The sequence below is a fragment of the Chromobacterium aquaticum genome (assembly GCF_021129195.1).
GTDB classification, from domain to species: Bacteria; Pseudomonadota; Gammaproteobacteria; order Burkholderiales; family Chromobacteriaceae; genus Chromobacterium; species Chromobacterium aquaticum.
In genome coordinates this window covers 19,967-43,019 of sequence record NZ_JAJOHW010000004.1, presented here as the reverse complement: position 1 = coordinate 43,019, position 23,053 = coordinate 19,967, and the positions used below count along the sequence as shown (strand labels likewise).

Genomic DNA, 23,053 nt, shown 5'->3' with positions numbered 1-23,053 from the left:
ATTTGGATAGCATTTCATCTCATCAGCAAGGAGCTTCCAGCATGAAAAAGGTTGAAGCCGTGATCAAGCCGTTCAAACTGGACGAGGTGCGCGAAGCCCTGTCCGAGCTGGGCATCAACGGCCTGACCGTCACCGAGGTCAAGGGCTTTGGCCGCCAGAAGGGCCATACCGAGCTCTATCGCGGCGCCGAATACGTGGTGGACTTTTTACCCAAGGTGAAAGTGGAAGTGATCCTGCCGGACGACCTGGTGGACCGCGCGATCGAAACCATCGTCGCCACCGCCCGCACCGGCAAGATAGGCGACGGCAAGATCTTCGTCACCCCGGTGGAGCAAGTGGTGCGCATCCGCACCGGCGAAACCAACGAGCAAGCGATCTAATAACCTGTTCAAAGCCTGCTGCGCTTCGGCGATACGGCGTTGAAAACCGCTTCGAAATGCTCATGTACCAACCCAACCGTACACTCCGCTTTCTCAGCCGCAACGCCTTGCCTCGCCTTAGCCCGCGAGATCGTAAACACGTTCCAAGCCCACGAGCAAGCGGCAGGCCAACCGCCTGCCGCTTGGTCTCTCAGCGCATCTTCAGTTGATCGCCCTTACCGGCGAATACATCCACCCGGGATTCCGGCCGCCGGCGCATTGCTCCAACTTCACCGTCTTATAGGTGCAAAACGCCTTCCCCGGCGCATTACGGTTTGAGTGCTCCACCCCATCCCAGCACACCGCGGTCGTGCCTTCGATCAGATAATTGGGATGCGGCGTCTTGCCATCGGTTTGCGCATAATCCTGCCCCGTGCAATCGCCAATGCCGCCAGCCTGCCACTTCATCGCGGCAACCTTGGCCGGCGCGTACACCCAGCCGGGGTTGCGTCCGCCCGTGCAGCTTTCCACTGTTGCCGATTTGTAAGTACAGAACGCCTGCCCCGGATTATTGACGTTGTTGTAAGTCTTGCCATCCCAGCACACCGCTATCGTCCCCGCCGTGGCCAGCGCCTTGGAGGGCAAGCTGGAACCATAACTCGCGTTCACATCGCGGCCGGCGCAGTCGCCAATGCCCTTCTCCTCCCAGGCGAACTCCTTGACCGGCGCCGCGCTGTACGCCTTGCCGGTATTGATCCCGCCCACGCAGGCAGTGCGGCTGACATTCTTGTAGGTGCAGAACGCAACGCCGGGGCTGTTGCGATTTGAATAGACCTTGCCGTCCCAACACACGGCGGTCATGCCGCTTGCCGCATAATGATTATCCGGAACGCTGCCGCTGGTACTGCCCACATCCCGCCCCGAGCAATCCGTCAGCCCCGTGTCCAGCCATTCAAACTCCGCCGCGCCTGCGCCAGCAGCGCACAATGCCAGGCCAAGCGCCAACACTTTCAGTTTCATGTTTCATCCACACCAGGTTAATAGACGTCAAATGCGCGCCGGCCCCGCCTGGCGTGCTCAAGACGAAATCATAACCATGGCCCTGCGCATTCAAAAACCCGCATATTCACAAAACATAAGCTGACAACAATCAACATATCAAAGAAATAAACTCGCGACTCATCCCAACGCCCCGCCTCCGCGGGGCGTCGTCATTTGCATCAGCCCCTACGCTTGCGCTCCAACCGCGCCAGCGCATCCAGACCACGGTGAACCTGATGCATCGCTTCCACGTGCCGAACCAGGCTCACCCGTCGCCCGGCCAGGCCCAGCAACACCTCCAGATAGTTGAAAAAGCCCAGCCGCAGGCCGCGGCGGTGGCTGCGGTCGCTGTAATCGATGTCGCGCGCGATGCGATGCAACAAGCCGCGCCCGATATGCAGCTGATTGCTTTTCAGCAACTGCGCCAGGTGCGCGGCGTACTGACGGCCAAGCACGCAGGCGGCCTCGTAATCCGCTACCTCTTCCGGCTGCCAGTAATGCGGGTAAGTACGTCCCGGCAGATAGCGGACAAAGGGCAGATGGGTTTCCTTGGTTTCCAGCGCGATGAAATGGTAAAGCGAGCGCGGCATGGCCGGCTGTTGTGGAGCATCGATGATCCGGCGGACGCCAGAGGGGGATGCGGAAAGAGAGGGTTGATTGCGAGCAGACTTCGTCATTGCAGCCTCCTGAGCAAGTAGCGCCAAGCCGCGAAAGCGGCAAGGCGGGCACATGACAAGGCTGGCCTACCGGATGGAAACTCAAAACCGGCGCGCCCGAGCAAGCGGACGCCCCCTGCCATGGCCCGCCCGGATCAGGCATGGCAATGGCAAGCGGACATGCGACGAAGCATGTCCACTAAGTTTCCATAATCAGGAGGCCAGTCCCGAGCGCCGCGATTGCTGCGGCGCGCGGCTATTGTGACATGACGCGCCCGGGAGTCAAGGCGGCGCGGGCCGCCGAAGCGTAGCAGCCCTTTGAGCAGCTTCTTAATCCAAAGACCCGAACAGGCAAGTATGCACCTTGCCGTGCTTCTCCTGGCCCGCCGCCACCACCTTGCCGTCGCCGGACATGACGATATGGCTGCTGCTCCTCGCCTCACCCGGGCAGAACAGGCGCTGCGTCTTCGGCGCGCCAAAATGCCAGCGTAAAGTGGCGTAGCCGCCCCGCTCCGGCTGGGTGGAGGTGCCCGCCACCACGCGGCCGTCCTGACTAAAAGCGGTCAGCGTCAGATCGTCGATCACCGGCGGGAACGGCGCCAGCTTGCCGTTTTCCAAGCGCAGCGGGAACATCCCGTCTGCCGTCAACGAGTTCAGCCATAAAGAGCGGCCATCCTCGGAGACCGAGCGCAAGAGCATCCCCAGGCTCTCCTTGTGGGTTTCCGCGCGCACCGCCGCCTCCAGGTCCACCTCGCCCTCCGGCGAGATTTGCACGAAGGCGCGGCTATGGTCGCTTTCCCGGTTAAAGGACACAAAAACCGTGCGCCCATCCGCGGACAAACCCTCCAACACGGACTTGGCGCGGATCACGCTGACGCCCTCGCCCGCACGCCAACGCACGGCGTCGCTCTCCATGAAGATATTGCCATCCTCGCGGCTCATGCCGGCCCAGGCCAGCACTTGCGCCTCGCGCTGCGCGTCAGCCGCCTTGCCTTCCGCCGCGGCAGGCCACGGCAAGGGCTCGCGCCGGCTAGGCTTGCCCTCGTCCAAGTTCCAGACAAAGCCGTGCCAAACGCCGGTGTCGGCATGCTTGAAGGAGCCGGCCACATCCCCGCTCACCGGATGGACGCCGGCAACTTGCAGCTTGGTCACCTCGCTCTCGCTCATCAGCGGGCTTTCGTTCATGAAATCTTGCATCCACCGCATCCGCCGCAGCACGTCCAGATTGCCGCGCAAGGCAAGACCAGCCGTTACGCCCCCGTCCGCGCTCAGCGCCAGCGGCAGGCTCATGGGTTCCGGCAACAAGCTGAACCCCTTGCCCTCCACCCATTGGAAGCCGCGCAGCATCGCCTTTTCGTCGCTCAGCAGCCAGCCAATCACCGTGCGGCCGTCGGCGCTGATGTCGGTGACACCGGACAGCCAGGCCTGGCCCGCCGGCACCAGCGTCTCCAGCGCGCCGCCGCGCCGCCAACGCACCGCCTCCAGCTTGCCATCCCGGCCGCTTCCAAAAGCCAAAGTCAGGCCGTCTCGCGACATCGCCACATAGCTGCTGGTGAAATAGCCGCCCTTGGGCAAAGGCAGGGCCGCCTCCGCTCGGCCCTGACGCAAGGTCAGGCCATTGTTTGAACGCAGCGCCCACAGCTCATGCCAGGGAAAACGCAGCTTGAGCGCGTCGATCAAGCCCATCACGGAATCGCTCAGTTCACCATCGCCAGCGCTCAGCAGCTGCGCCGAGCCGTCATAGGATAGCTTTTCCGGGTAACGCGCTTTCAATAGGACAAAATCAGGTTTTGTGGCGGCGGCAACCGGTGCGCACAAAGCGGCCAGCACCAAGAGGGAAGCGAAGGTTTTGGACATGACTAATTATGATTATCGACTTAAAACACGAAATACTATCATCCCAAAGACATCGCCCTCAAACCAGTCACCCGCTGCGCCTGCCCGACATCAAACAAAAAGCCCCCGGATTCCGGGGGCTTTCACGCGGTTCAAAGCCGGCTTATTTCCACAGCTTCCACCACGGCATCTCTTCGATGGACCAGCCATCGCGCAGATACGGGCTGTTCGGGTAGTTCAGCGCCAGCACGCGCTTGGCGTCGTCACGCAGCTGCGTCATGCCCAGCTTGTCGTAAGCCGCCATCATGATGCCCAGCGCTTCTTCCTGGTACTTGGTGTTGGCATAGCTCTTCACCACGCCCTGAGCGCGGTTGGCCGCCGCCAGATACGCGCCGCGCTTCATGTAGTAGCGCGCCACATGCATCTCGTTGCCGCCCAGCGCATCCAGCAGCCGGTCCATTTTCTTGGAGGCGTCTTCCTTGTAGATGCTGTTGGGGAAACGCGTCACCAGCTCGCGGAAGGCGGTGAAGGCCTCGCGCGCGGCGCGCGGATCGCGCTCGCTCATGTCCTGACCGGCCCACTTGGCCAGCAGACCGGAATCATCGTTGTAAAATACCAGGCCTTTCAGATAATAGATGTAGTCCAGGTTCGGGTGGGTCGGGTGCAGCTTGATGAAGCGGTCGGCGGAGGCGATGGCCTGCTCCGGCTCATTATCCTTGTAATGGGTATACGCCAGATCCATCTGCGCCTGCTGGGCATAGCGCCCGTAAGGGAAACGCGCTTCCAACGTTTCGTAGAGCTTGACAGCGCGGGTATAATTGCCGCTGTTCAACTCATCATGCGCTTCCGAATACAGCTTTTCCACGGTCCAGCCGCGAGTCTCATCGTAGGTTTCCGTGGTTGCACAACCGGCAAGCCCCATCACCAACATTGCAGCGACAACGTATCTTTTCATGACTGATCCTTACTTTGACCCGGACGATTATAGCGATATCTCAGAAAACGAGGTATCCGCTACACAACAACTTAATGTTCCGCTGTCGCTGGGCGGCGAACGGCTGGACGCCGCGCTGGCGAAATTGATGCCGGAATACTCGCGCAGCCGGCTGACGCAATGGATCAAGGACGGCCATGTGCTGCTGGACGGCAAGACCGCCGCGCCCAAGACCAAGGTGCTGGGCGGCGAGAAACTGGACGTCACCCTGATGCGCAGCAACGAGGAGATGGCCTTCCAGCCGGAAGCCATGGACCTGCCCATCATTTTTGAAGACGACCACATCCTGGTGATCAACAAGCCGGCCGGCCTGGTGGTCCACCCGGCCTCCGGCAACTGGAGCGGCACCCTGCTCAACGGCCTGCTGCACCACTGCCCGGCGCTGGCCCAAGTGCCGCGCGCCGGCATCGTGCACCGCCTGGACAAGGACACGAGCGGCCTGATGGTGGTGGCCAAGACCCTGCCGGCGCAGACCGAGCTGGTGCGCCAGTTGCAGGCGCGCACCGTCAAGCGCATCTATCGCGCCATCGCCGACGGCAATGTGCCGTTTGACGGCACCATAGAAACCCAGATGGGCCGCGACCCGCACAACCGCCTGAAAATGGCGGTGCTGAAATTCGGCGGCAAGCAGGCCATCACCCATGTACGGGTGCTGGAGCGCTTCGCCAGCCACTCCTATATCGAATGCAAACTGGAAACCGGCCGCACCCACCAGATCCGCGTGCACATGCGCGAGGCCAACCACCCGCTGGCCGGCGACCCCATCTACGGCAATCTGCGCCACAAGATGGACGAGGACATCGCCGCCGTGGTCAAGGCGCTGGGCCGCCAGGCGCTGCACGCTTACTCGCTGACCCTGGTGCACCCGGCCAGCGGCGAGGAACGCAACTGGAAAGCGCCGCTGCCGGAAGACCTGCGCCATCTGCTGGACGTGCTGCGCGGAGACGGCGACACCGCCGACGCCGCGCCGCTGCCGCAGTTGCTGGACGAGGCGGAAGACGAAGAGTGGGACGATGAGGACGACGAAGACGACGGCGACGTGGAGGTGATCTATGTCCGCTGACAGGCCTGCCGAGCAAGCGCCGGACTGGCTGGAGGCCGACTGGCCGGCGCCGCCCAATGTGCGCACACTGATCACCACCCGCAACGGCGGCGTCAGCGCCGCGCCCTATCACAGCCTGAACCTGGGCCAGCACGTGGGCGACGACCCGGCCGCGGTGGCCGCCAACCGCGCGCTGCTGCGCCAACAACTGCCGGCGGAGCCGGCCTGGCTGAACCAGGTGCACGGCGTGACGGTGGTGGACGCGGCCACCGTGGCCGCCGCGCCGCCGGACGCCGACGCCAGCTTCAGCCGCCAAAGCGGCGCGGTGTGCGCCATCATGACCGCGGACTGCCTGCCGCTCTTGCTGTGCAATAGCGAAGGCAGCGTGGTGGCCGCAGCCCACGCCGGCTGGCGCGGGCTGTGCGAAGGCGTGATCGAAGCCGCCGTGGCCGCCTGCGACGAGCGCCCGGCGCGGCTGATGGCCTGGCTGGGCCCCGCCATCGGCCCGGACGCCTTTGAAGTGGGCGCGGAAGTGCGCGCCGCCTTCATCGAACGCGACCCCGCCGCCGCGGCCGCCTTCAGCGATATCGGCGACGGCAAATACCTGGCCGACATCTACGCGCTGGCGCGCCAGCGCCTGAACGCCGCCGGCGTGGAACAGATTTACGGCGGCGAGGAATGCACGGTGATAGACCGCGCGCGCTTCTTCTCCTACCGCCGCGACGGCCAGACCGGACGCATGGCCAGTCTGATCTGGCTGGAATAAGCGTCGCGCCCGGCCTCGCCCCCCCTCCACCCCTGCTCCGGCGGGGGTTTTCATTACCAGGCCGTGACAAGCCAAAAATCCAACACGCCATGGCAAACCATGCTGCCGCGGCCTAGCCGCTGCGTTATGATGCAAATCCACAACATCTAGTGATGGACAATGCCGCCCCCGCTGTGGCTTGTTCTAACAAGGTTTTTTGACTACACAGTGAAATGTGTCCACTGGACAAAAAAAAATCTCACGCCCCGCAAAGCCAGCAACCACGGGCTTTCGCCATAAATCCCAGGCAAATCTGCCGTTAAATCTCCCGCTGTCAAGACTTGTACTGCCCCATACTCAACACTAGAATTTGGGTGTGTCTCGAGCTACAAACAATACATATTGTGTTTACCCACAGCTCGCGCACAGCTTTTCAACAGATTTGTCCACAGCCGGCCTGCCCCTCGGGAAACGCAGTAACGGAAGGACGCAACCACCCACCTTATCGAGGGCTACATGCAATTGACCACCTTTGAAGGGCAGACCGCCGCAGAACTCGGCCGCGCAGCCGCGCCCAAGGCCGATTTCAGCCAGTACAAAACCATCCGTCGCAACGGTGCGGTGGTGCCGTTCGAACCCGTCAAGATCTCCATCGCCATGACCAAGGCCTTCCTGGCCGTCATGGGCCATCAAGGCGCCACCTCCGCCAGCCTGCGCGAAAAAGTCGCCCAGCTGAGCGAGCAAGTGGCCAGCGCCCTGATGCGCCGCAAGCCGGAAGGCGGCGCCATCCACATCGAAGACATCCAGGATCAAGTGGAACTGTCGCTGATGCGCTTTGGCGAGCATGATGTAGCCCGCGCCTACGTGCTGTACCGCGAACAGCGCTCCCAAGAGCGCGCCGCCCGCGGCGAAGCGCTGACCCAGGTGCAAATCAACGTGGTGCGCAAGGACGGCCGCAAGCTGCCGCTGGACATCGCTCGCCTGCGCGCCACCATCGAATCCGCCAGCCAGAACCTGGCCGGCATCGATATCGACGCCATCCTCAGCGAAACCCTGAAGAACATCTACGACGGCGTCAGCGAAGACGAAGTCAACAAATCCGCCATCCTGGCCGCCCGCTCCATGATCGAGCAGGACCCGGCTTACGATTACGTGACCGCCCGCCTGCTGCTGAACAATATCCGCCTGGAAATCCTGGGCGAAGCCGTCAGCCAGGAAGAAATGGCCAAGCAGTACGCGCTGTACTTCCCCACCTTCATCAAGAACGGCATCGACGCCGAACTGCTGGATGAAAAGCTGGCCGAATACGACCTGAAAAAACTGGGCGCCGCGCTGGACGCCAACCGCGACCTGAAGTTTGGCTACCTGGGCCTGCAAACCCTGTTTGACCGCTACTTCCTGCACGTGGACGGCAACCGCATCGAAATGCCGCAGGCCTTCTACATGCGCGTGGCCATGGGCCTGGCGCTGAACGAAGTGAACCGCGAAGCGCGCGCCATCGAGTTCTACAACGTGCTGTCCAGCTTCGACTTCATGTCGTCCACCCCCACCCTGTTCAACTCCGGCACCCGTCGCAGCCAGCTGTCCAGCTGCTACCTGACCACCATTGCCGACGACCTGGACGGCATCTACGAAGGCATCAAGGAAAACGCCCTGCTGTCCAAGTTTGCCGGCGGCCTGGGCAATGACTGGACCTCCGTGCGCGCCATGGGCTCCCACATCAAGGGCACCAACGGCAAATCCCAAGGCGTGGTGCCGTTCCTGAAAGTGGTCAACGACACCGCCGTGGCGGTGAACCAGGGCGGCAAGCGCAAGGGCGCCGTCTGCGCCTACCTGGAAACCTGGCACGCGGACATCGAAGAATTCCTGGAGCTGCGCAAGAACACCGGCGACGACCGCCGCCGCACCCACGACATGAACACCGCCAACTGGATTCCGGACCTGTTCATGAAGCGCGTGATGGAAGGCGCGGACTGGAGCCTGCTGTCCCCGTCCGAAGCCCCGGACCTGCACGACCTGTACGGCGCGGCCTTCGAGAAGCGCTACAAGGAATACGAAGCCATGGGCGAGCGCGGCGAACTCAAGGTGTACAAGCGCATCCCGGCGCTGTCCCTGTGGCGCAAGATGCTGACCATGCTGTTTGAAACCGGCCACCCGTGGATGACCTTCAAGGACCCGTGCAATATCCGTAGCCCGCAGCAGCACATGGGCGTGGTGCACAGCTCCAACCTTTGCACCGAGATCACCCTCAACACCAATGAGGACGAAATCGCGGTCTGCAACCTGGGTTCCGTCAACCTGTCCGCCCACCTGAAGGCGGACGGCAGCCTGGACTCCGAAAAACTGCAGCGCACCATCCGCATCGCCCTGCGCATGCTGGACAACGTGATCGACATCAACTTCTACCCGGTGAAGAAGGCGCGCAACTCCAACCTGAAACACCGTCCGGTGGGCATGGGCATCATGGGCTTCCAGGACTGCCTGCACCAGAAGCGCGTGGCCTACGGCTCCGACGCCGCGGTGGAGTTTGCCGACGAATCCATGGAAATGGTGGCCTACTACGCTTACTGGGCCTCCACCGAACTGGCGGAAGAACGCGGCCGCTACCCGTCCTACAAGGGCAGCCTGTGGGACCGCGGCATCCTGCCGCACGACAGCATCAACCTGCTGGCGGCCGAACGCGGCGGCTTCCTGGAAGTGGACCGCAGCGAACGCATGGACTGGAACGCGCTGCGTGAACGCGTGAAGACCCACGGCATGCGCAACAGCAACTGCCTGGCCATCGCGCCCACCGCCACCATCGCCAACATCATCGGCGTGTCGGCAAGCATTGAGCCGACCTACCAGAACCTGTTCGTCAAATCCAATCTGTCCGGCGAATTCACCGTCACCAACGAATACCTGGTGCGCGACCTGAAAGCCGCCGGCCTGTGGGACGAAGTGATGGTGGCCGACCTCAAATACTTTGACGGCAGCCTGGGCCAGATCGACCGCGTGCCGGCCGAGCTGAAAGCCATCTACGCCACCGCCTTTGAGCTGGACCCGCGCTGGCTGGTGGAAGCGGCCTCCCGCCGCCAGAAGTGGATCGACCAGGCTCAGTCCCTGAACCTGTACATGGCGGGCGCTTCCGGCAAGAAACTGGACGAGCTGTACAAGCACGCCTGGTTGCGCGGCCTGAAAACCACCTACTACCTGCGCACCCTGGCCGCCACCAGCGCCGAGAAATCCACCGGCCGCGGCGGCGAACTGAACGCGGTGTCCAACAGCCACGGCCAAGCGGCCGCGGCACCGGAAGCCGTGGTGGACAACACCCCGGCCACCGACGCCAAGTTCTGCAGCATCGACAACCCAGATTGCGAGAGCTGCCAATAAGGCGGAAGCAGCCATCCTGGCTTGAACGGCCGGCCCCTCGGGGCTGGTCTAGCCTGGCTCGCGCCAGGCTCCATCTCACAGCCCCCTGCCCGCAGCCGGCTGTGAAATGGCCTCGCAATCCGGCCGACCATTGCCCCGCCGCCCAAAGCGGCCAGGCAACACAGGCAGCGACCCGCCGCGCGGCAAACCGCGTGGCCCACACCCAGGGGAAAGCGGATGGAGATAGAGGCGTTTTTCAACAGCTACGCCAAAGGCTACAGCCAGTTGGACGTGGCCCGGGTAAGCGCGCACTTCACCGTGCCCTTCACCGCCATCCACCAGGGCGACCTGAGCAGTTGGGAAGACATGGCATCGCTGCGCGACACCACCACCGCCTTGCTGGCGTGGTACCGCAGCCAGGGCTTTCTCAGCGCCAGCCACCAGCTGGACAGCGTGCTGAGCTTTGGCCCCGACGCCGCCAGCGCCCGCGTGCGCTGGACCGTGCAGCGCCAGGACCAGCCGGCCTGGGAATACTGCACCGGCTACCACCTGAAACGGGTGGACGGCAAATGGAAGATTTACGGCCTGGTGCAGTACCAGGACGCGCCGCAGCAGTAAACGGCAACCCAGCCTCAAGCCGCTTGCCCGCAGGCGGCTTCGGGATGGAAACGCCGCCGGCCCGCGATGCGGGCGGACGGAAATAGCTCAAGGCCAAGCAAGCAAGCGCGGCGGGTGTTGAGCGGTTTCCAGGAAGACGAGGCCCACGGCCCCGCCGCCACCAGCCAGGCTTCAGCAGGAGGTCAGATGCAAACGTTTGAAAACATCCGGATCAACGGGTTTTGCGAACAAAGAACCCACAACCCCGACAAGCAGTTTGTGCTGTTCAATATGTACCTGACGCTAAACCAGGCCCCGCCCTGCGAATGGAAGGACCTGTTCAACGAAGCCCGCCGCCTGCCGCGCCAGAAAGTGTGGCGCAAAGCCTGGGTGGAAGCGGACGCGCTGGTGGTGTACTGCCAGCCGGAAGAACTGCAGCAGCAAATAGAGCTGCTCAAGCAAGACATAGAACAAGCCAACCGGCAATACCGCCAGCTGCTGAAGCTGCGGCAGCCGCGCGGCAGCCAGGTGGAGCAGGAGGAAAGCAGCGAACGCCAGCTGATCCACCGCCTCAGCCAACAGCTGCGCTTCTGAAAGGACGCCGCTCATGAGCGCCACCGCATTCTGTATCGCCCGCCATGGCGAACATGGCAAAGACGCAGGCTACCGCAAACTGGGCAGCCTGCACGTGGACCTGGACCCGGTGCCGGCAATCGCCGCCGCGCCGCGCCAGATACAAATACTGCGCAAAAGCAGCCTGCCGCTCAGCCCCAGCTTGGCTGGCGACAAGCAGCCGCTGCCGCCCCAAATCACCGCGCCGGACGCGGAATAAATCCAGACAGGAGCCCTTAATGCTGAACTTTGACGACACCATCGAAACCAAACCGGCCGCCCCCTCCGCGGGCGCCAACGCCGCCGGCCGCGTCAACGTGGTGGACAAAAAAGTGATCAACGGCACCACCGACGTCAACCAGCTCGTGCCCTTCAAACACAAATGGGCATGGGAAAAATACCTGGCCCAATGCGCCAACCACTGGATGCCGCAAGAAGTGAACATGCAGCGCGACATCGAACAGTGGAAAACCGGCCAACTGACCGAAGACGAAATGCGCATCGTCAAGCGCAACCTCGGCTTCTTCGTCACCGCGGACTCCCTGGCCGCCAACAACATCGTGCTGGGTACCTACCGCCAGATCACCAGCCCGGAATGCCGCCAGTTCCTGCTGCGCCAGGCTTTTGACGAAGCCATCCACACCCACGCCTACCAATACATCGTGGAAAGCCTGGGCCTGGACGAAGGCGAAGTCTTCAACGCCTACAACGAAATCAAATCCATCCGCGACAAAGATGAATTCCTGATCCCCTTCATCGACGTACTGTGCGACCCGGCCTTCAAGACCGGCACGCTGGAAAACGACCAGAAGCTGCTCAAATCCCTGATCGTGTTTGCCTGCATCATGGAAGGCCTGTTCTTCTACGTCGGCTTTGTGCAAATCCTGGCGCTGGGCCGCCAGAACAAGATGACCGGCGCCGCGGAACAGTACCAATACATCCTGCGCGACGAGTCCATGCACTGCAACTTTGGCATCGACCTGATCAACACCATCAAGCTGGAACAGCCGGAAATCTGGACCGAAAGCTTCAAGGCCGAGATCACCGAACTGTTCAAGCACGCGGTGGAACTGGAATACGCTTACGCCGAAGACACCATGCCACGCGGCGTGCTGGGCCTGAACGCCAGCATGTTCAAGGAATACCTGCGCTTCATCGCCAACCGCCGCATGCAGCAGATTGGCCTGGACCAGCTCTACCCCGGCGTGAACAACCCCTTCCCGTGGATGAGCGAGATGATCGACTTGAAGAAAGAGAAGAACTTCTTTGAGACGCGGGTTACGGAATATCAGACTGGCGGGGCTTTGAGCTGGGATTGATTTGACATAAATTATTGACAGGTTTTTATGCAAAAGGCACACTCTCGAGTGTGCCTCTTTATTATTAGTAAGATATCCCTTCCAAATATTTTTCATCCGTCTCTATCATGTCAAAGTTATTATCTTCAATTGAAAATATCAATACGCACTGGGTGATATTACACCACGAATACGAAGAATAATTTATTTAAAATTAAGGATTCAAAGAGATGGATACTCTCAAGCAAGAATCAATTGAATGGGCAGTGACACACATACGAAAATATGGCGACACTGACATTTTTCCAATCCCATTTGAGTATGAGGCAATCAAGCATAGTTGGCAAAGCCTAAAAGATGACATTTCTAAAATTGATATAGCCACTTATGAAGGACGGCCATTTCAAAGAATGCTAGTCCCGAAGCAAAGCGGTGGCTATCGCGTTGCAATTCAACTAGATCCAATAGATACAATTGTGTATACCGCCCTGGCATATGAGGCGGCTGAATTGGTAGAAGCATCTAGAATTCCCTTGGAAAGTAAAGTCGCATGCTCATACAGAGTTGAAATTGGCACAAAGGGGGAGTTGTTTAGAAAGAATAATGGCTGGGATGATTTTCACACCAAGTCTCAGGAGTTGGCTCAAAGCGGGGAGTATAGTTTCATTGTCACCGCCGATATTGCAGATTTTTTTAATCAAATAGGGCATCACAGAGTAAGGAATGCCTTGGAGCTAGCTGGCGTAGAAAAAAATAGAGCCAAGAATATTGAAAACCTTCTTATGAATTTTACAAGAGGTCAATCCAGAGGCATTCCTATTGGGCCTAGCGCTTCTGCAATTTTTTCAGAAGCATGCCTCAGTGATGTAGACAACTTCCTCCTCAGAAAAGGATATACTCATACTCGTTATGTTGACGATTTTAGATTATTCTGTAAAGACCAAGTTCAGGCCCAAAAGGTTCTGCACGACCTTACAGAGTACTTATATACGGCCCATCGCCTTGCTCTTCAAACTCACAAAACGCAATTTTATAGTGTAAATGATTTTATTGACAAAGAGTTAATAGATCCAGAAGAACTAGAAAACAAGTCTCAAGAAGAAAAGCTTGAGGCATTGCATGAATTTTTTGGCCAATATCAAGACCCAGATGATGTTGATGAGCCCGACATCGATTCCGTAATAAGAAAAAACTTAGTTGAATTGTTTCAAGCATGCCTTAATTCTATACCGATTCACTTGGGCACGGCAAAATACTTACTCAGGCGGGCGACAACTTTAAGAACAGGTCTTCTGAGGGATGTGGTTTTAAATAATATAGACAAGCTAGCTCCCGTAATGAGAGAGGCAGCCCAATACATTAGCGCCACGACAAATCAAAGACATGCCGCAGAAGTTGGTAGAAAATTTATATCAGGCTGTTTATCTACAGACTATGAATTTCTACCTTTTGTTCAGATTTGGTTGCTTGAGGTTCTTCAACAAAAAATGTCTACTCCGCTCGAGGGAGATATTGCAAAGCTTTGTGAGAAGTACAAAAGCAAACTTGGCCAGCGTCCTTATGCACTCCTTGCAAGAGAACGGGGGTATAATGATTGGGTTCGTGAGCAAAAAGAAACATGGCTAAATAACTCCCCGTGGGATAGAAGAGCCATTATATGGGCAGCAAAAGCTCTATCTAATGATGAAATGAATTACTGGCTGAAGCGAGTTCAGAATGCTGGTGATATTCTAGATAAAGCAATTGCCGAATCTGTACTTAATACGAAAATGTAGGTGCCGCATATTGCGCATGCCGAATATGCAACCGCGCACACCGGGTATCGCTCATTACGCATTGCGGCGGAACGCCTCTGTGAGGCTTTCGCCCTACGACATCTAACACCACGCACACGGGAATCATTTGTTACGCATCGGGGTAGCACGGATCGCCCGTCGGATGGGAAAGGGATTGTACGGCTAATCCTATCGCTGAGCGAACGGGGCATGTATGGCCTCACACGCAGACAACCCCAGGCCGCCCCGCGAAACCCCGTCTTTCAAATCAGCCTCGGGGAGCTGCCGGAACTAGCGGGGCGCTACCGTCGCCACGCGTCGAACAACCGGCAGCTTAAAACCCCGAGTCTGATTCGAAAGCCGACTTGCCCGAAAGGGAATTGATAAGTTAGTTCGGTTTCAATTCTCAAAAAGCCAACAAACCACCCTAATTCTTCTTGAACGTCAACGTCTACCTTGCGTAAAATGAAGATTTACCATCGGCTTATTTTATTTACCCCAACAGCATAACCAATCAATAAATATTTTGACCATGATGAAGCTAAAAACCATACTAATAATATTAACCGTTACATCCATAGCAGGCTGTGCAACCAACATATCAAACATGTACAGTGGCAATACTCGCCCCAACAGTGAAGTTGCAATTTACTCTCCGCTGAACAGAGCACACTTTAATGGTCCGTCAATCACGACCACTCACATTGACGGTAAGATAATTAAGACATACTTTCCACCCGGTCATCCATTTGGACCTTATATCGGGATGCTGCCTGGAGAGAAAACCGTAAGAATTACATTTCAGGATTTTGACAATGTGATTCCCGCAATCATTGCGCCAAACCTAACCAACATGTCAATAAGAAACTTCCAAGGATACTATGATGTAACGTTTAAAGTAGTAGCAGGAAAATTTTACGCACCCATTTTTAATTACAACCTACCACAAGACAAAATGATGTCGGAAGTCTGCATCGCAGAGCTGGATCAAACCGCATCACTAAGTGAGACAAGGCATCCGCAAAAATATGCGGCATGCTCAAAGGCATCTATCCCTCCGACTGAGGAAAACATAAAAGTATGCCAAGAAATAAATACAAAGACTGGTACAGTAAAGCTATTTGAAGAAGCCTGCCAAGGTCTTATTAGCAAATAAATTAAAACCTAAAAGCCAGGTTGTCATTTACGCCAGCACGGTAGATTAGGCTGAGCTTGTAAAGCCTAACATTTACTGTGAAATTGCGGTAATCCATTGAAATAGCCGTTATATTTTGGAATCCACTTCGCGGATAATATTTGGCATGCTGGTTCCGCCCGGCAGACGGGCAAGGGGATTGCTGGCAAATTGGTTAGATCGTCCTTCTAAGCTTATAATTCAGCATCCGTAGACCATAAATACTTCCCACAATCATCAACCCAGACTAAATCACCTTCTATCCAAGCATGTGTCTTTGACACTCCATCACTGTCGTATAGCAGTACAGTCAAAAATTGATCATCATCGAACTCATCATCATCAGGCCAGCAGCTCTCCATCATCTTAAGAACAAGATTAAAATCTTGAACAATCTCAGATCGACAGCCCCATTTAACTAGGTTTGAATCAAAAAACAAGCGTAAGATGTAAAGAAATATTTCTCTTTTCTTTTCCATACTTAGGGTTGATTCAATCTGACACCAAACAGCAGCAACACCCATTCCATAGGCATTTTCATGAAATCCATTAAGCTGCGCTTTTAACCTCTCCCGCTCATGCACTAACAACACTCTCACACCTCTCCTGCAGAGTCATGGCTAACCAAAAGTCCAGTTCCAAATGACGATACTTCCATAATCGTCACTGTCTCAGATTGATAGATGTAAGTTTTGAATCCAACAGCAAGAACATCATCAATACAGCTTATAATTTTTGAAATACACGAAGCTGGAATTTCCAAAACGGGAACAGCAGCATCATCCCAAAAAATATAAAGCCCCCCACTTTCCTTATTGAATTCATCCAACAGCTTCCTGGCCTCCCCTCTCTTCGACAGGCACCCATCGCCGATTTGAAGACTACCAGATACTGAAAATTGAAATTTTTTTCCAATATCAGAAAAAATAACTTCAGCCTCGCAGGCACTTATAACCTTCGCATCACCACCCAAAGCTTGCAAACATTCGGCAAATAAAACTGACATAACCATCTCCAAAGCCAAGTTACTCTCCATTCTACCTGAGTGGATTGACCCCAAGCTGCCACACTGTTAAATTGCACGCTGGTGCTCAACACACCCTCCGCTAGCGGTTAGCCCGCGCCCGTAAGTCGTGGCTTTTTTGCGTCCATAGGTTTCCTGTCGTGCCACTATCCTGGCACGTCCAAAGCTTATGGCCGGGTAGCGTGCAGCCATACAATACCCCGGCAACGGGGGAAATCTGTGGGCCGTCTAGCGGCGGTGTTGAAGTGCCCGGCCGCCCCTCTCAACAGGGGGCGCTTTAGACAAAACCGCTAGGAGTCCATGACCATGGATGCTCGTCTTATATTTGTCGTCTCTATCCCCCCTCCCCTTACTTGTTCTCCCCACCGCCTATCACATGCCTTGTTGTGCCTGCCCGCTGCGTATCGCCATGCGTTTTTGGCCGCGCGGTTTGCGCGCTTCGCTGGGGAGGCTCGGCCATGAATGCCGCTATCGCTCTGGAAGTGAATACCCCGCTACGGCTGGATTTCGCCAAGGACTTGGCGATGCGGGTGCTGCGGCGACCGGAGGGGTTCTGGTTTGTCGCGGCGGAGGTGGCTGTGTCCATGAAGCTGGAGGTGAAGGATTTGCAGATAGCCTTGGGCGAGCCGCTGGGACGATCCTTCTGCCTGGCGGATGAGGCGGAGCCGGTGCTGTGCCTGTCCGAAAGCGAGCTGGACGAGGTGTTCCGCCGCATCAAGAAGCCAGGCGCGCGGCGGCTACGGCGATGGTGGCTGGAGGAAACCCGCCCGGCCTTGCTGCATCAGGCCGGCGCGGCTGGCACGACGGAAACCCTGCACCTGGCGCTCGCCCTCGCCGCGGAGGCGGCGCAGCAGGTCAGCCGCGCGGTGTTGGATACCGTGCTGCGCGACCCCGGCCCGTGGCTGCATTCACGCTGGGTGCTGACGTTGGATTACGCGCCCAACAACCAGCAGCGCTGGCCGCACGGCAGGTTGATCGGCTTGAACAGCAGCGTCTCCACCCTCAGCGGCCTGGCGGAGCTGATCGCCCCGCCCGGCAAGATGCCTGTCACTAACGTGGAGTTGCTCAAGCTGGCCACCGCCTGCCAACGGCGTTTGGCGGAGCGCATAGAGAGTTAGAGCGGCTAATCGCGCAGCGTAATAAGAACCTGTTTACGATCTGCTGCGCGTCGGCGATACGGCGTTGAAAACGTCTTCGAAATGCTCATGTACCGCTTGTACATTCCGCTTTCTCAGCCATTTTCGCCTTGTCTCGCCTTAGCTCGCGAGATCGTAAACAGGTTCTAAGAAACACCGCTTCAGTGTTGCGAAGCGGTGTTTTCATTCCATGCCTTACCAGGTATCTAGGAATGTGTGACGATTCATGTGGGCTTGCTTACCTTGCCAGCGATAAGTAAACCGCCACCACTCCCAGCAATGAAGCTGCCATTACCGGTGCATAATGCAAGATGCGCGCTGTTATCGTTCGTGAGGCGTCACCAATCTTTTCGAGTATCGACAAGCGCTGCTCAAACGCGCCAATCAATGCCCGCTGCTCAACATCAACTCGCTGCAACTGGGTGATCTGTCCACTGAGCTGTTCCAGTCCAGCCTTCACCGCATTGTCTCGCTCAGTCAACATCCGCACCTGTTCGGCTAAGTCTGCGCACTTAGCTTCCAATACATCCACGCGACCAGCCAGCACCCGATTGTAGTTGTCAGAAGCTTCCAGTCGATCTGTCACGACCTGCGCCTCCCGCTCAAGCTCAGTAATGCGCCTACTGTCAGAGGTCTGAAGCTGCGCGAGCTGATCTGTCCGATCAGCGTGGGCTTTCGCGGAGCCTTCCATTTTCTGGATACGCTCGGTTGCCACTTTCTGGCTCTCGCCCTGCATGGCCAACTGTGTGCTCACCAACTGATCATTACATTCCTTTTCCTCACGCCATGCTTCGCAGTCGATCATGCGCAGCTCAAGGCTATCAACCATTTCTTGCTGTTGGATCTGGTCGAACACCTGCTTTTGCAGCTGGGTAAGAAAGTCTTTGACCACCACTTTCTGATTACTATCAAGTGTGCGGGTGTCTGCGGTCACCATTGCAATCTTTTTGACCAGCGCTTCATTGAATGCATGAAGGACTTGGTTTTTCTGGGTCATGACCTTGAGCACAACCTGCACCACCTTCTGGGTGATGGCGAGACTAGCGCCCAATCCCTGTACCAGAATGGCCAACTCCTTGTCCGTTCCCCCCGACAACCCCGAGGTCACTTGGCCCCACCAGCTCCGGCCCTCCAAACTAATCATCAGTGCGCCAACCTTTTCTTTGACGTCTGAGCTCTGCTTTGCTGCCATTCCTATGTCTCGCACGGCGTCTTCTAGGTCGCGCGTGAAGTCCATGATGTCTTGGCGGTTTACCACGGTCAAAGTGCCGCTCGCGCGTGACGATAAAACTGGAGAATGGTCTGGCTTGGTATGTATGTTCATAAGAGTGCTTTCTCGCATCAGGAGCGGTCCATATGCAAGGAGATGGGGGCTATCGGCTGGATGGGCTCATGGATCGATAACGAGCGGGTATAGGCTTCCATTTGCGCGAAGACTTTCAACTCTGACCCAATATACTCGCCCAGATCGCCAATCATCGTAAGTTCGTTTTCGGCCACGACGATGAGCTGTTCGCATGCAGCCCGCTCGGTCTCCAGCTGCTCCACATAGCCGCATTTGAAAGCAATGACCGCATCGATGATCCGAGTGACAAAGCCCTGCAGGGCGTGAGTGGAAATGCCAAAGCCAATGGCCGTGACTGCGGCCGAGATATAAGGCGAGAATGGCGCCAAGGCTCCTCCTGTCTGCGCCACCAGCCACTTTTCCAATATCAAATCGAGTGAATCCCAGATCACTAATGAGCCGCTGACAATGACAGTTTCACTGACTTTACGGACAAGCTCCTCACGGGATATCGTCTGCGCACCTTTGTAGAGCTGCCAGCCATTATTGGCTAGATCGAAGATATTGCGCGCCAGGTTGTAGATCTGGCTGATGGTCTTAGACAGCGCATTGACGATGAACTCAACAATCCCGCGCAACAGTTGCAGTGGGTTTTCCAGCACATTGCGCAACACGGTGAAAATCTTCTTGAGCATGCGGTCCACGCGCACCTTGATCCTGTCAACGCCGCCACGCAGCGCGTCCACCAGTTCATCCTTGATAGCCTTGATTGCCGTGGTGGTCAGTCGCTCGAAGATGTCATAACCAACGTTCTTGAAGGCCTCTCCGGCCGCACCGGCCACGAGAGTGGAGGTCGCACCCGAAGCGTCCTTCATCTTCTTGGCCTCTTGGTTGCTACGGGAACCCTGCTCCTTTGCCAGCTCATCCTTTTTGTTTTTAAGCTTGCCATCGTCCAATGCTTGATCTCGCATGGCGGCTTCGTCGGGGGAAAGATTCTTATCGGTCTTACGCACCCCCTCGAACTGAGCGAAGTTTTCCTTGATCAGATGAGCTTCCAATGCGGCAGCCGTCTCTTTGGAGTCCATGACGATGAATTTGACGGTGCAGCCAACCTCCATCTCATCAGCCAGTTTGTAACGCTCAGCGTCAGGCCGCTGCCCCTGCTTGTATTCGTTGAAGTGGCCGGCGTTCCAACGTGCCTGCATGTTGTCGCTATCGCCCACATACACGGGCTTATCGTTGTGATCGAACACGACATAGACGCCAGGGGTATTGGGCATCTTGTCCTTGAAGTCATCCGGTCGTTGACCGTCTCGTATCGTAAACTGACCGTCAAAACTAATGGTTGCCAGAGATGAAATGCCATGCGTTAAACTCTTTTGGATCATCTCCTTCCATGCTTGACCTCGATTTGCAACCTGCATGGCGGACTGGGCCGAGCTGGCCTTTAATGCTTCTTTAGCCTCGGCGCCAAAATCGACTTGATTGGCATTGGGTTTAGCATTGCGCTTATTGCGATAACCTGCCACCAGCTTGCGGGTCATGTTTTCTATAGCACGATCAACAATCAAGTTGGCCATCGGCGGCAAAGTCGCCAGGACTGCATCCTGATCGCTCGCACTCGGTAGATGGGCAGCATGCTTATTGGTAGACATAAATCATCCCTGAATTATTTGGTTCCCTTGATGTACGGCTAATGCGGGCCAGGAAACGAGGGGGGTCTAGCTTTGCCCCACTCGATAAACAGCCTTGCGGCCCAGTTGCAAAGCAACAACCACGATAGCACCGGCGGCTAGTGAATCGTCCTTCGCTTCGTCGTAGGTCGTGCACCATTTCTAATCAATCTTCACTCTATGCCTCCATGGTTGGCACTGGCCCTAGCAACAAACCATTGTATGATTCTAAGTTGGTTCGACTAGTTTACGAAGACGTGCAATTTCAGACACCTTACCGAAATGACTATCCAAGGCAGCAAGATCCGCCTGGGAAATTTCATTAAATCTGAATCGCCTCAACATTCCTTGGCCAACCAGTTTTTGCTGAATTCAACTATATGTCCGCAGAAGGGGTATCCATTACATTAACAAACGTTTAGTCGACATCATCCAGCAATTCCCCAGTGTAAAAGTCAAACAGCTCGCTCTGAGTAACAAGAATCCCCTTTTCCTTCAACAAGGATGCTCTTTCTGTAAGCAATTTTCTCAAGAATGGTTTTTTCTCATCAAAAACCCCATGATGAAGAAACTTATGACAGCTTGGACATAATGCAACTACGTTGGCTGTGACATCAAGTGAAATACTGAACTGACCCTGCTTTCCAAATGGAACAATATGGTGTGCTTCAACATATGGCTGCTTACTTTTACCAGATGTAAACGTGATGTGCCCCGGATCAATTTCACATTTGAATTTTGATTTTTTCAACGCTTTTGCCGCAACCTTGGCATCTCGCCGATAACAACGAGACAATTGTTTTAACATCATACCTGGAACAGGCATAGCACCATCTGGCTCCTCAAAATCTGCCACATCACCATCAGAAGCCAATTCAAATGATTTTTTCTGATAAGAGTCGTCATTGTCAAACTCGTGATTTGCAACCCATGCCAAATGAGACTGCTCATACAAAGGGAGACCAATTAGACTCAGAACACTTTTGCACATTACTAAATATTCATTGAAATCTGAAAATTCACTAGACAGCTTCAGGTCAGCCAAATATTTTCTCGTTTGTCTGTCTACCGGAAAATATCTGGTAGGACTTGCGCGAAACATAGCTTGCGTAATTTTTGCCTCGCCAACATTTTTTATATTCAAAACCCTTTGATAAAGACTATCCTCAATTTCTTTTCCAGACAATATCTGCTTATAAAAATCCCATAGCAATGCAATATCATTACGTCCACGAGAATATTTATAAGAAAACAACCATGCCTTCAATGGAATCACATTTGGCACCCCTGAGAAGTCTTTTGGCACCCCCGCTGAAATATTTAACTTCCCCTTAACCTCTGACAATATCTCCCGACGCCTTTCATTACCGTGCTTTACAATCAATGACGTAAATGTAAATGGGTCAATTTCCTTTAGTCGCGTCCCTTTTTTGTCCTCTTTTCTAATCTTGTCGCGCAAACCTTCAACTCCAGCACCTTCTAAAATACTGACAAGATAACCCTGATTATTTTCATAGGAAAGTAATTTCTTGGCCATCTCTTTGAAAAATGGCACCCAATCAAATCCATTCATCACATAACATCCATTTATTAAATTACATAGATATCGTGGATGGCTCTACTAAAGACATTACTTCCACGATTCGGCTGGTCTACCATCACTGCTTCATGCCGCACCATAATGATGACGGGGAAAACGTTAATCATTTCGCCGCCGAGGTCCTAGCCAGTCTGAATGTACAGATTGCAGCAACCTTTGCCTACTCACAATCTAATCAGATTCGAAATCCATCTCTCACTTCTCAGCACCCAGACTAGGCATACCTCCTTGTTAGCCAACACCACAGCGGAACATTATTGCTATAACGTGTACCCACGCTTTTAATAATATTAAAATTGTGCCGTAGCCGCGCGAACTACCACGTGCGTTTTATGAGTGAGTAATGTACACAGATAAATCCCCGAACCCCATGGCAATATTCCGCTTAGCTTTTTAGACTCTTCCAATCTTCGCCTGCACAAGGCAGGCTGTGGCTGGAAACCCCAAATCAGACGGAAACTTCAGCAACAGAGTAATCACGCTCAGTTACCTGTTTGACAGTTTCTTCTTTGAATTCAGGCGTGAAACGCTGTGTGCTCATAGACATCCTCCTATGCTCAAATCATCGGGCACGATTGCCTACAGAAGCGTGGGCAGTCCAGACAGTTGATCGACTTGTCTAGCAGTGAACGACCTGAGAAATGGAAGTAAGACCTGAAATCCTGGTGCATGGAGTCCTCGGCAGTTTTGCAAAAACATATCAAACCAAAATCATATGCCATTCAACTAGCAATGTCACACGACTAATATCAAATCCATGGCCATCTAGCCAAGCGCTTCCATCAGAAAGCCCCCTTCTTGGCGTCTCGCCCCCATCTCAGCCCTCTGTGCCTCGCGCTATGCCTAATATGCCGC

The 23,053-nt window shown here is 55.7% G+C and carries 20 protein-coding genes and 1 pseudogene; 11 read left to right on the top strand and 10 right to left on the bottom strand.

The genetic code is table 11. The features are described from left to right. Positions 1 to 41: 41 nt before the first annotated feature. On the top strand, positions 42 to 380 hold the full coding sequence (locus LQT98_RS00295) for a P-II family nitrogen regulator (protein ID WP_048410347.1): 339 nt from the start codon (positions 42 to 44) through the stop codon (positions 378 to 380). 201 nt (positions 381 to 581) lie between these two features. On the opposite strand, the gene LQT98_RS00290 is transcribed toward LQT98_RS00295, so the two are convergent. The 4 genes from LQT98_RS00290 to LQT98_RS00275 form a co-directional block, all read right to left on the bottom strand. Then, positions 582 to 1,379 carry a hypothetical protein gene (locus LQT98_RS00290; protein ID WP_231460720.1) on the bottom strand — a complete coding sequence of 266 codons (798 nt, stop codon included), beginning with the start codon at positions 1,377 to 1,379 and terminating at the stop codon, positions 582 to 584. Between the two features lie 200 nt (positions 1,380 to 1,579). Continuing rightward, a complete protein-coding gene (locus tag LQT98_RS00285) occupies positions 1,580 to 1,990 on the bottom strand; it encodes a hypothetical protein (protein WP_231460719.1) in 411 nt (136 codons plus the stop codon). 396 nt (positions 1,991 to 2,386) lie between these two features. Next, positions 2,387 to 3,913 (bottom strand): hypothetical protein, encoded by a 1,527-nt coding sequence (locus tag LQT98_RS00280; protein ID WP_231460718.1) that lies wholly within the window; start codon positions 3,911 to 3,913, stop codon positions 2,387 to 2,389. A 142-nt stretch (positions 3,914 to 4,055) separates the two neighbouring features. Continuing rightward, positions 4,056 to 4,847, bottom strand: a complete 792-nt coding sequence (locus LQT98_RS00275; RefSeq protein ID WP_048410343.1) for an outer membrane protein assembly factor BamD — start codon at positions 4,845 to 4,847, stop codon at positions 4,056 to 4,058. On the opposite strand from LQT98_RS00275, the gene rluD reads away from it, so the two are divergent. The 9 genes from rluD to LQT98_RS00230 all read left to right on the top strand — a co-directional run bounded on the left by rluD (position 4,846) and on the right by LQT98_RS00230 (position 15,462). Then, on the top strand, positions 4,846 to 5,949 hold the full coding sequence (gene rluD / locus LQT98_RS00270; RefSeq protein ID WP_231460717.1) for a 23S rRNA pseudouridine(1911/1915/1917) synthase RluD: 1,104 nt from the start codon (positions 4,846 to 4,848) through the stop codon (positions 5,947 to 5,949). The two genes, LQT98_RS00275 and rluD, sit on opposite strands and share 2 nt — an antisense overlap. Continuing rightward, entirely contained in the window at positions 5,939 to 6,694 is a 756-nt protein-coding gene (pgeF, locus tag LQT98_RS00265; RefSeq protein WP_231460716.1) for a peptidoglycan editing factor PgeF, read from the top strand. The genes rluD and pgeF overlap by 11 nt, the downstream gene beginning before the upstream one ends. Positions 6,695 to 7,189: 495 nt before the next feature. Further along, positions 7,190 to 10,045 carry a ribonucleoside-diphosphate reductase subunit alpha gene (locus tag LQT98_RS00260; RefSeq protein WP_048410340.1) on the top strand — a complete coding sequence of 952 codons (2,856 nt, stop codon included), beginning with the start codon at positions 7,190 to 7,192 and terminating at the stop codon, positions 10,043 to 10,045. A 216-nt stretch (positions 10,046 to 10,261) separates the two neighbouring features. Continuing rightward, complete coding sequence (locus LQT98_RS00255; protein ID WP_231460715.1) at positions 10,262 to 10,642, top strand: nuclear transport factor 2 family protein; 381 nt, start codon at positions 10,262 to 10,264, stop codon at positions 10,640 to 10,642. Positions 10,643 to 10,828: 186 nt separating this feature from the next. After that, positions 10,829 to 11,215, top strand: a complete 387-nt coding sequence (locus LQT98_RS00250; protein ID WP_019102819.1) for a hypothetical protein — start codon at positions 10,829 to 10,831, stop codon at positions 11,213 to 11,215. Positions 11,216 to 11,228: 13 nt separating this feature from the next. After that, positions 11,229 to 11,453 (top strand): hypothetical protein, encoded by a 225-nt coding sequence (locus tag LQT98_RS00245; protein ID WP_231460714.1) that lies wholly within the window; start codon positions 11,229 to 11,231, stop codon positions 11,451 to 11,453. A gap of 19 nt (positions 11,454 to 11,472) precedes the next feature. Next, complete coding sequence (locus LQT98_RS00240; protein WP_048410338.1) at positions 11,473 to 12,552, top strand: ribonucleotide-diphosphate reductase subunit beta; 1,080 nt, start codon at positions 11,473 to 11,475, stop codon at positions 12,550 to 12,552. Between the two features lie 209 nt (positions 12,553 to 12,761). Next, positions 12,762 to 14,306 (top strand): RNA-directed DNA polymerase, encoded by a 1,545-nt coding sequence (locus LQT98_RS00235; RefSeq protein WP_231460713.1) that lies wholly within the window; start codon positions 12,762 to 12,764, stop codon positions 14,304 to 14,306. A gap of 532 nt (positions 14,307 to 14,838) precedes the next feature. Next, entirely contained in the window at positions 14,839 to 15,462 is a 624-nt protein-coding gene (locus LQT98_RS00230; RefSeq protein WP_227103448.1) for a hypothetical protein, read from the top strand. Positions 15,463 to 15,674: 212 nt separating this feature from the next. Here the strand turns inward: LQT98_RS00230 and LQT98_RS00225 are convergent, their stop codons facing one another. Together LQT98_RS00225 and LQT98_RS00220 are read right to left on the bottom strand one after the other, a co-directional pair. Beyond that, positions 15,675 to 16,073, bottom strand: a complete 399-nt coding sequence (locus LQT98_RS00225) for a hypothetical protein (protein ID WP_231460712.1) — start codon at positions 16,071 to 16,073, stop codon at positions 15,675 to 15,677. Between the two features lie 2 nt (positions 16,074 to 16,075). Beyond that, positions 16,076 to 16,504: a CDI toxin immunity protein gene (locus LQT98_RS00220; protein WP_231460711.1), complete on the bottom strand. Its 429-nt coding sequence runs from the start codon at positions 16,502 to 16,504 to the stop codon at positions 16,076 to 16,078. 458 nt (positions 16,505 to 16,962) lie between these two features. Here LQT98_RS00220 and LQT98_RS00215 point away from each other — a divergent pair, with 458 nt between their 5' ends. Continuing rightward, the gene (locus LQT98_RS00215) at positions 16,963 to 17,622 is read left to right on the top strand and encodes a hypothetical protein (RefSeq protein ID WP_231460710.1); all 660 of its coding nucleotides are present in this window, start codon (positions 16,963 to 16,965) and stop codon (positions 17,620 to 17,622) included. 256 nt (positions 17,623 to 17,878) lie between these two features. Here LQT98_RS00215 and LQT98_RS00210 read toward each other — a convergent pair whose 3' ends face one another. The 4 genes and pseudogenes from LQT98_RS00210 to LQT98_RS00195 all read right to left on the bottom strand — a co-directional run. Next, the gene (locus LQT98_RS00210; RefSeq protein WP_231460709.1) at positions 17,879 to 18,982 is read right to left on the bottom strand and encodes a hypothetical protein; all 1,104 of its coding nucleotides are present in this window, start codon (positions 18,980 to 18,982) and stop codon (positions 17,879 to 17,881) included. Then, positions 18,982 to 20,580, bottom strand: a complete 1,599-nt coding sequence (locus LQT98_RS00205) for a GIY-YIG nuclease family protein (RefSeq protein ID WP_231460708.1) — start codon at positions 20,578 to 20,580, stop codon at positions 18,982 to 18,984. The genes LQT98_RS00210 and LQT98_RS00205 overlap by 1 nt, the downstream gene beginning before the upstream one ends. 436 nt (positions 20,581 to 21,016) lie before the next feature. Further along, positions 21,017 to 22,171, bottom strand: coding sequence for an HNH endonuclease (locus LQT98_RS00200; RefSeq protein WP_231460707.1), 1,155 nt, complete (start codon positions 22,169 to 22,171; stop codon positions 21,017 to 21,019). 478 nt (positions 22,172 to 22,649) lie between these two features. After that, a pseudogene (locus tag LQT98_RS00195) lies at positions 22,650 to 22,739 on the bottom strand (transposase); the annotation flags it as partial. Positions 22,740 to 23,053 lie beyond the last annotated feature (314 nt).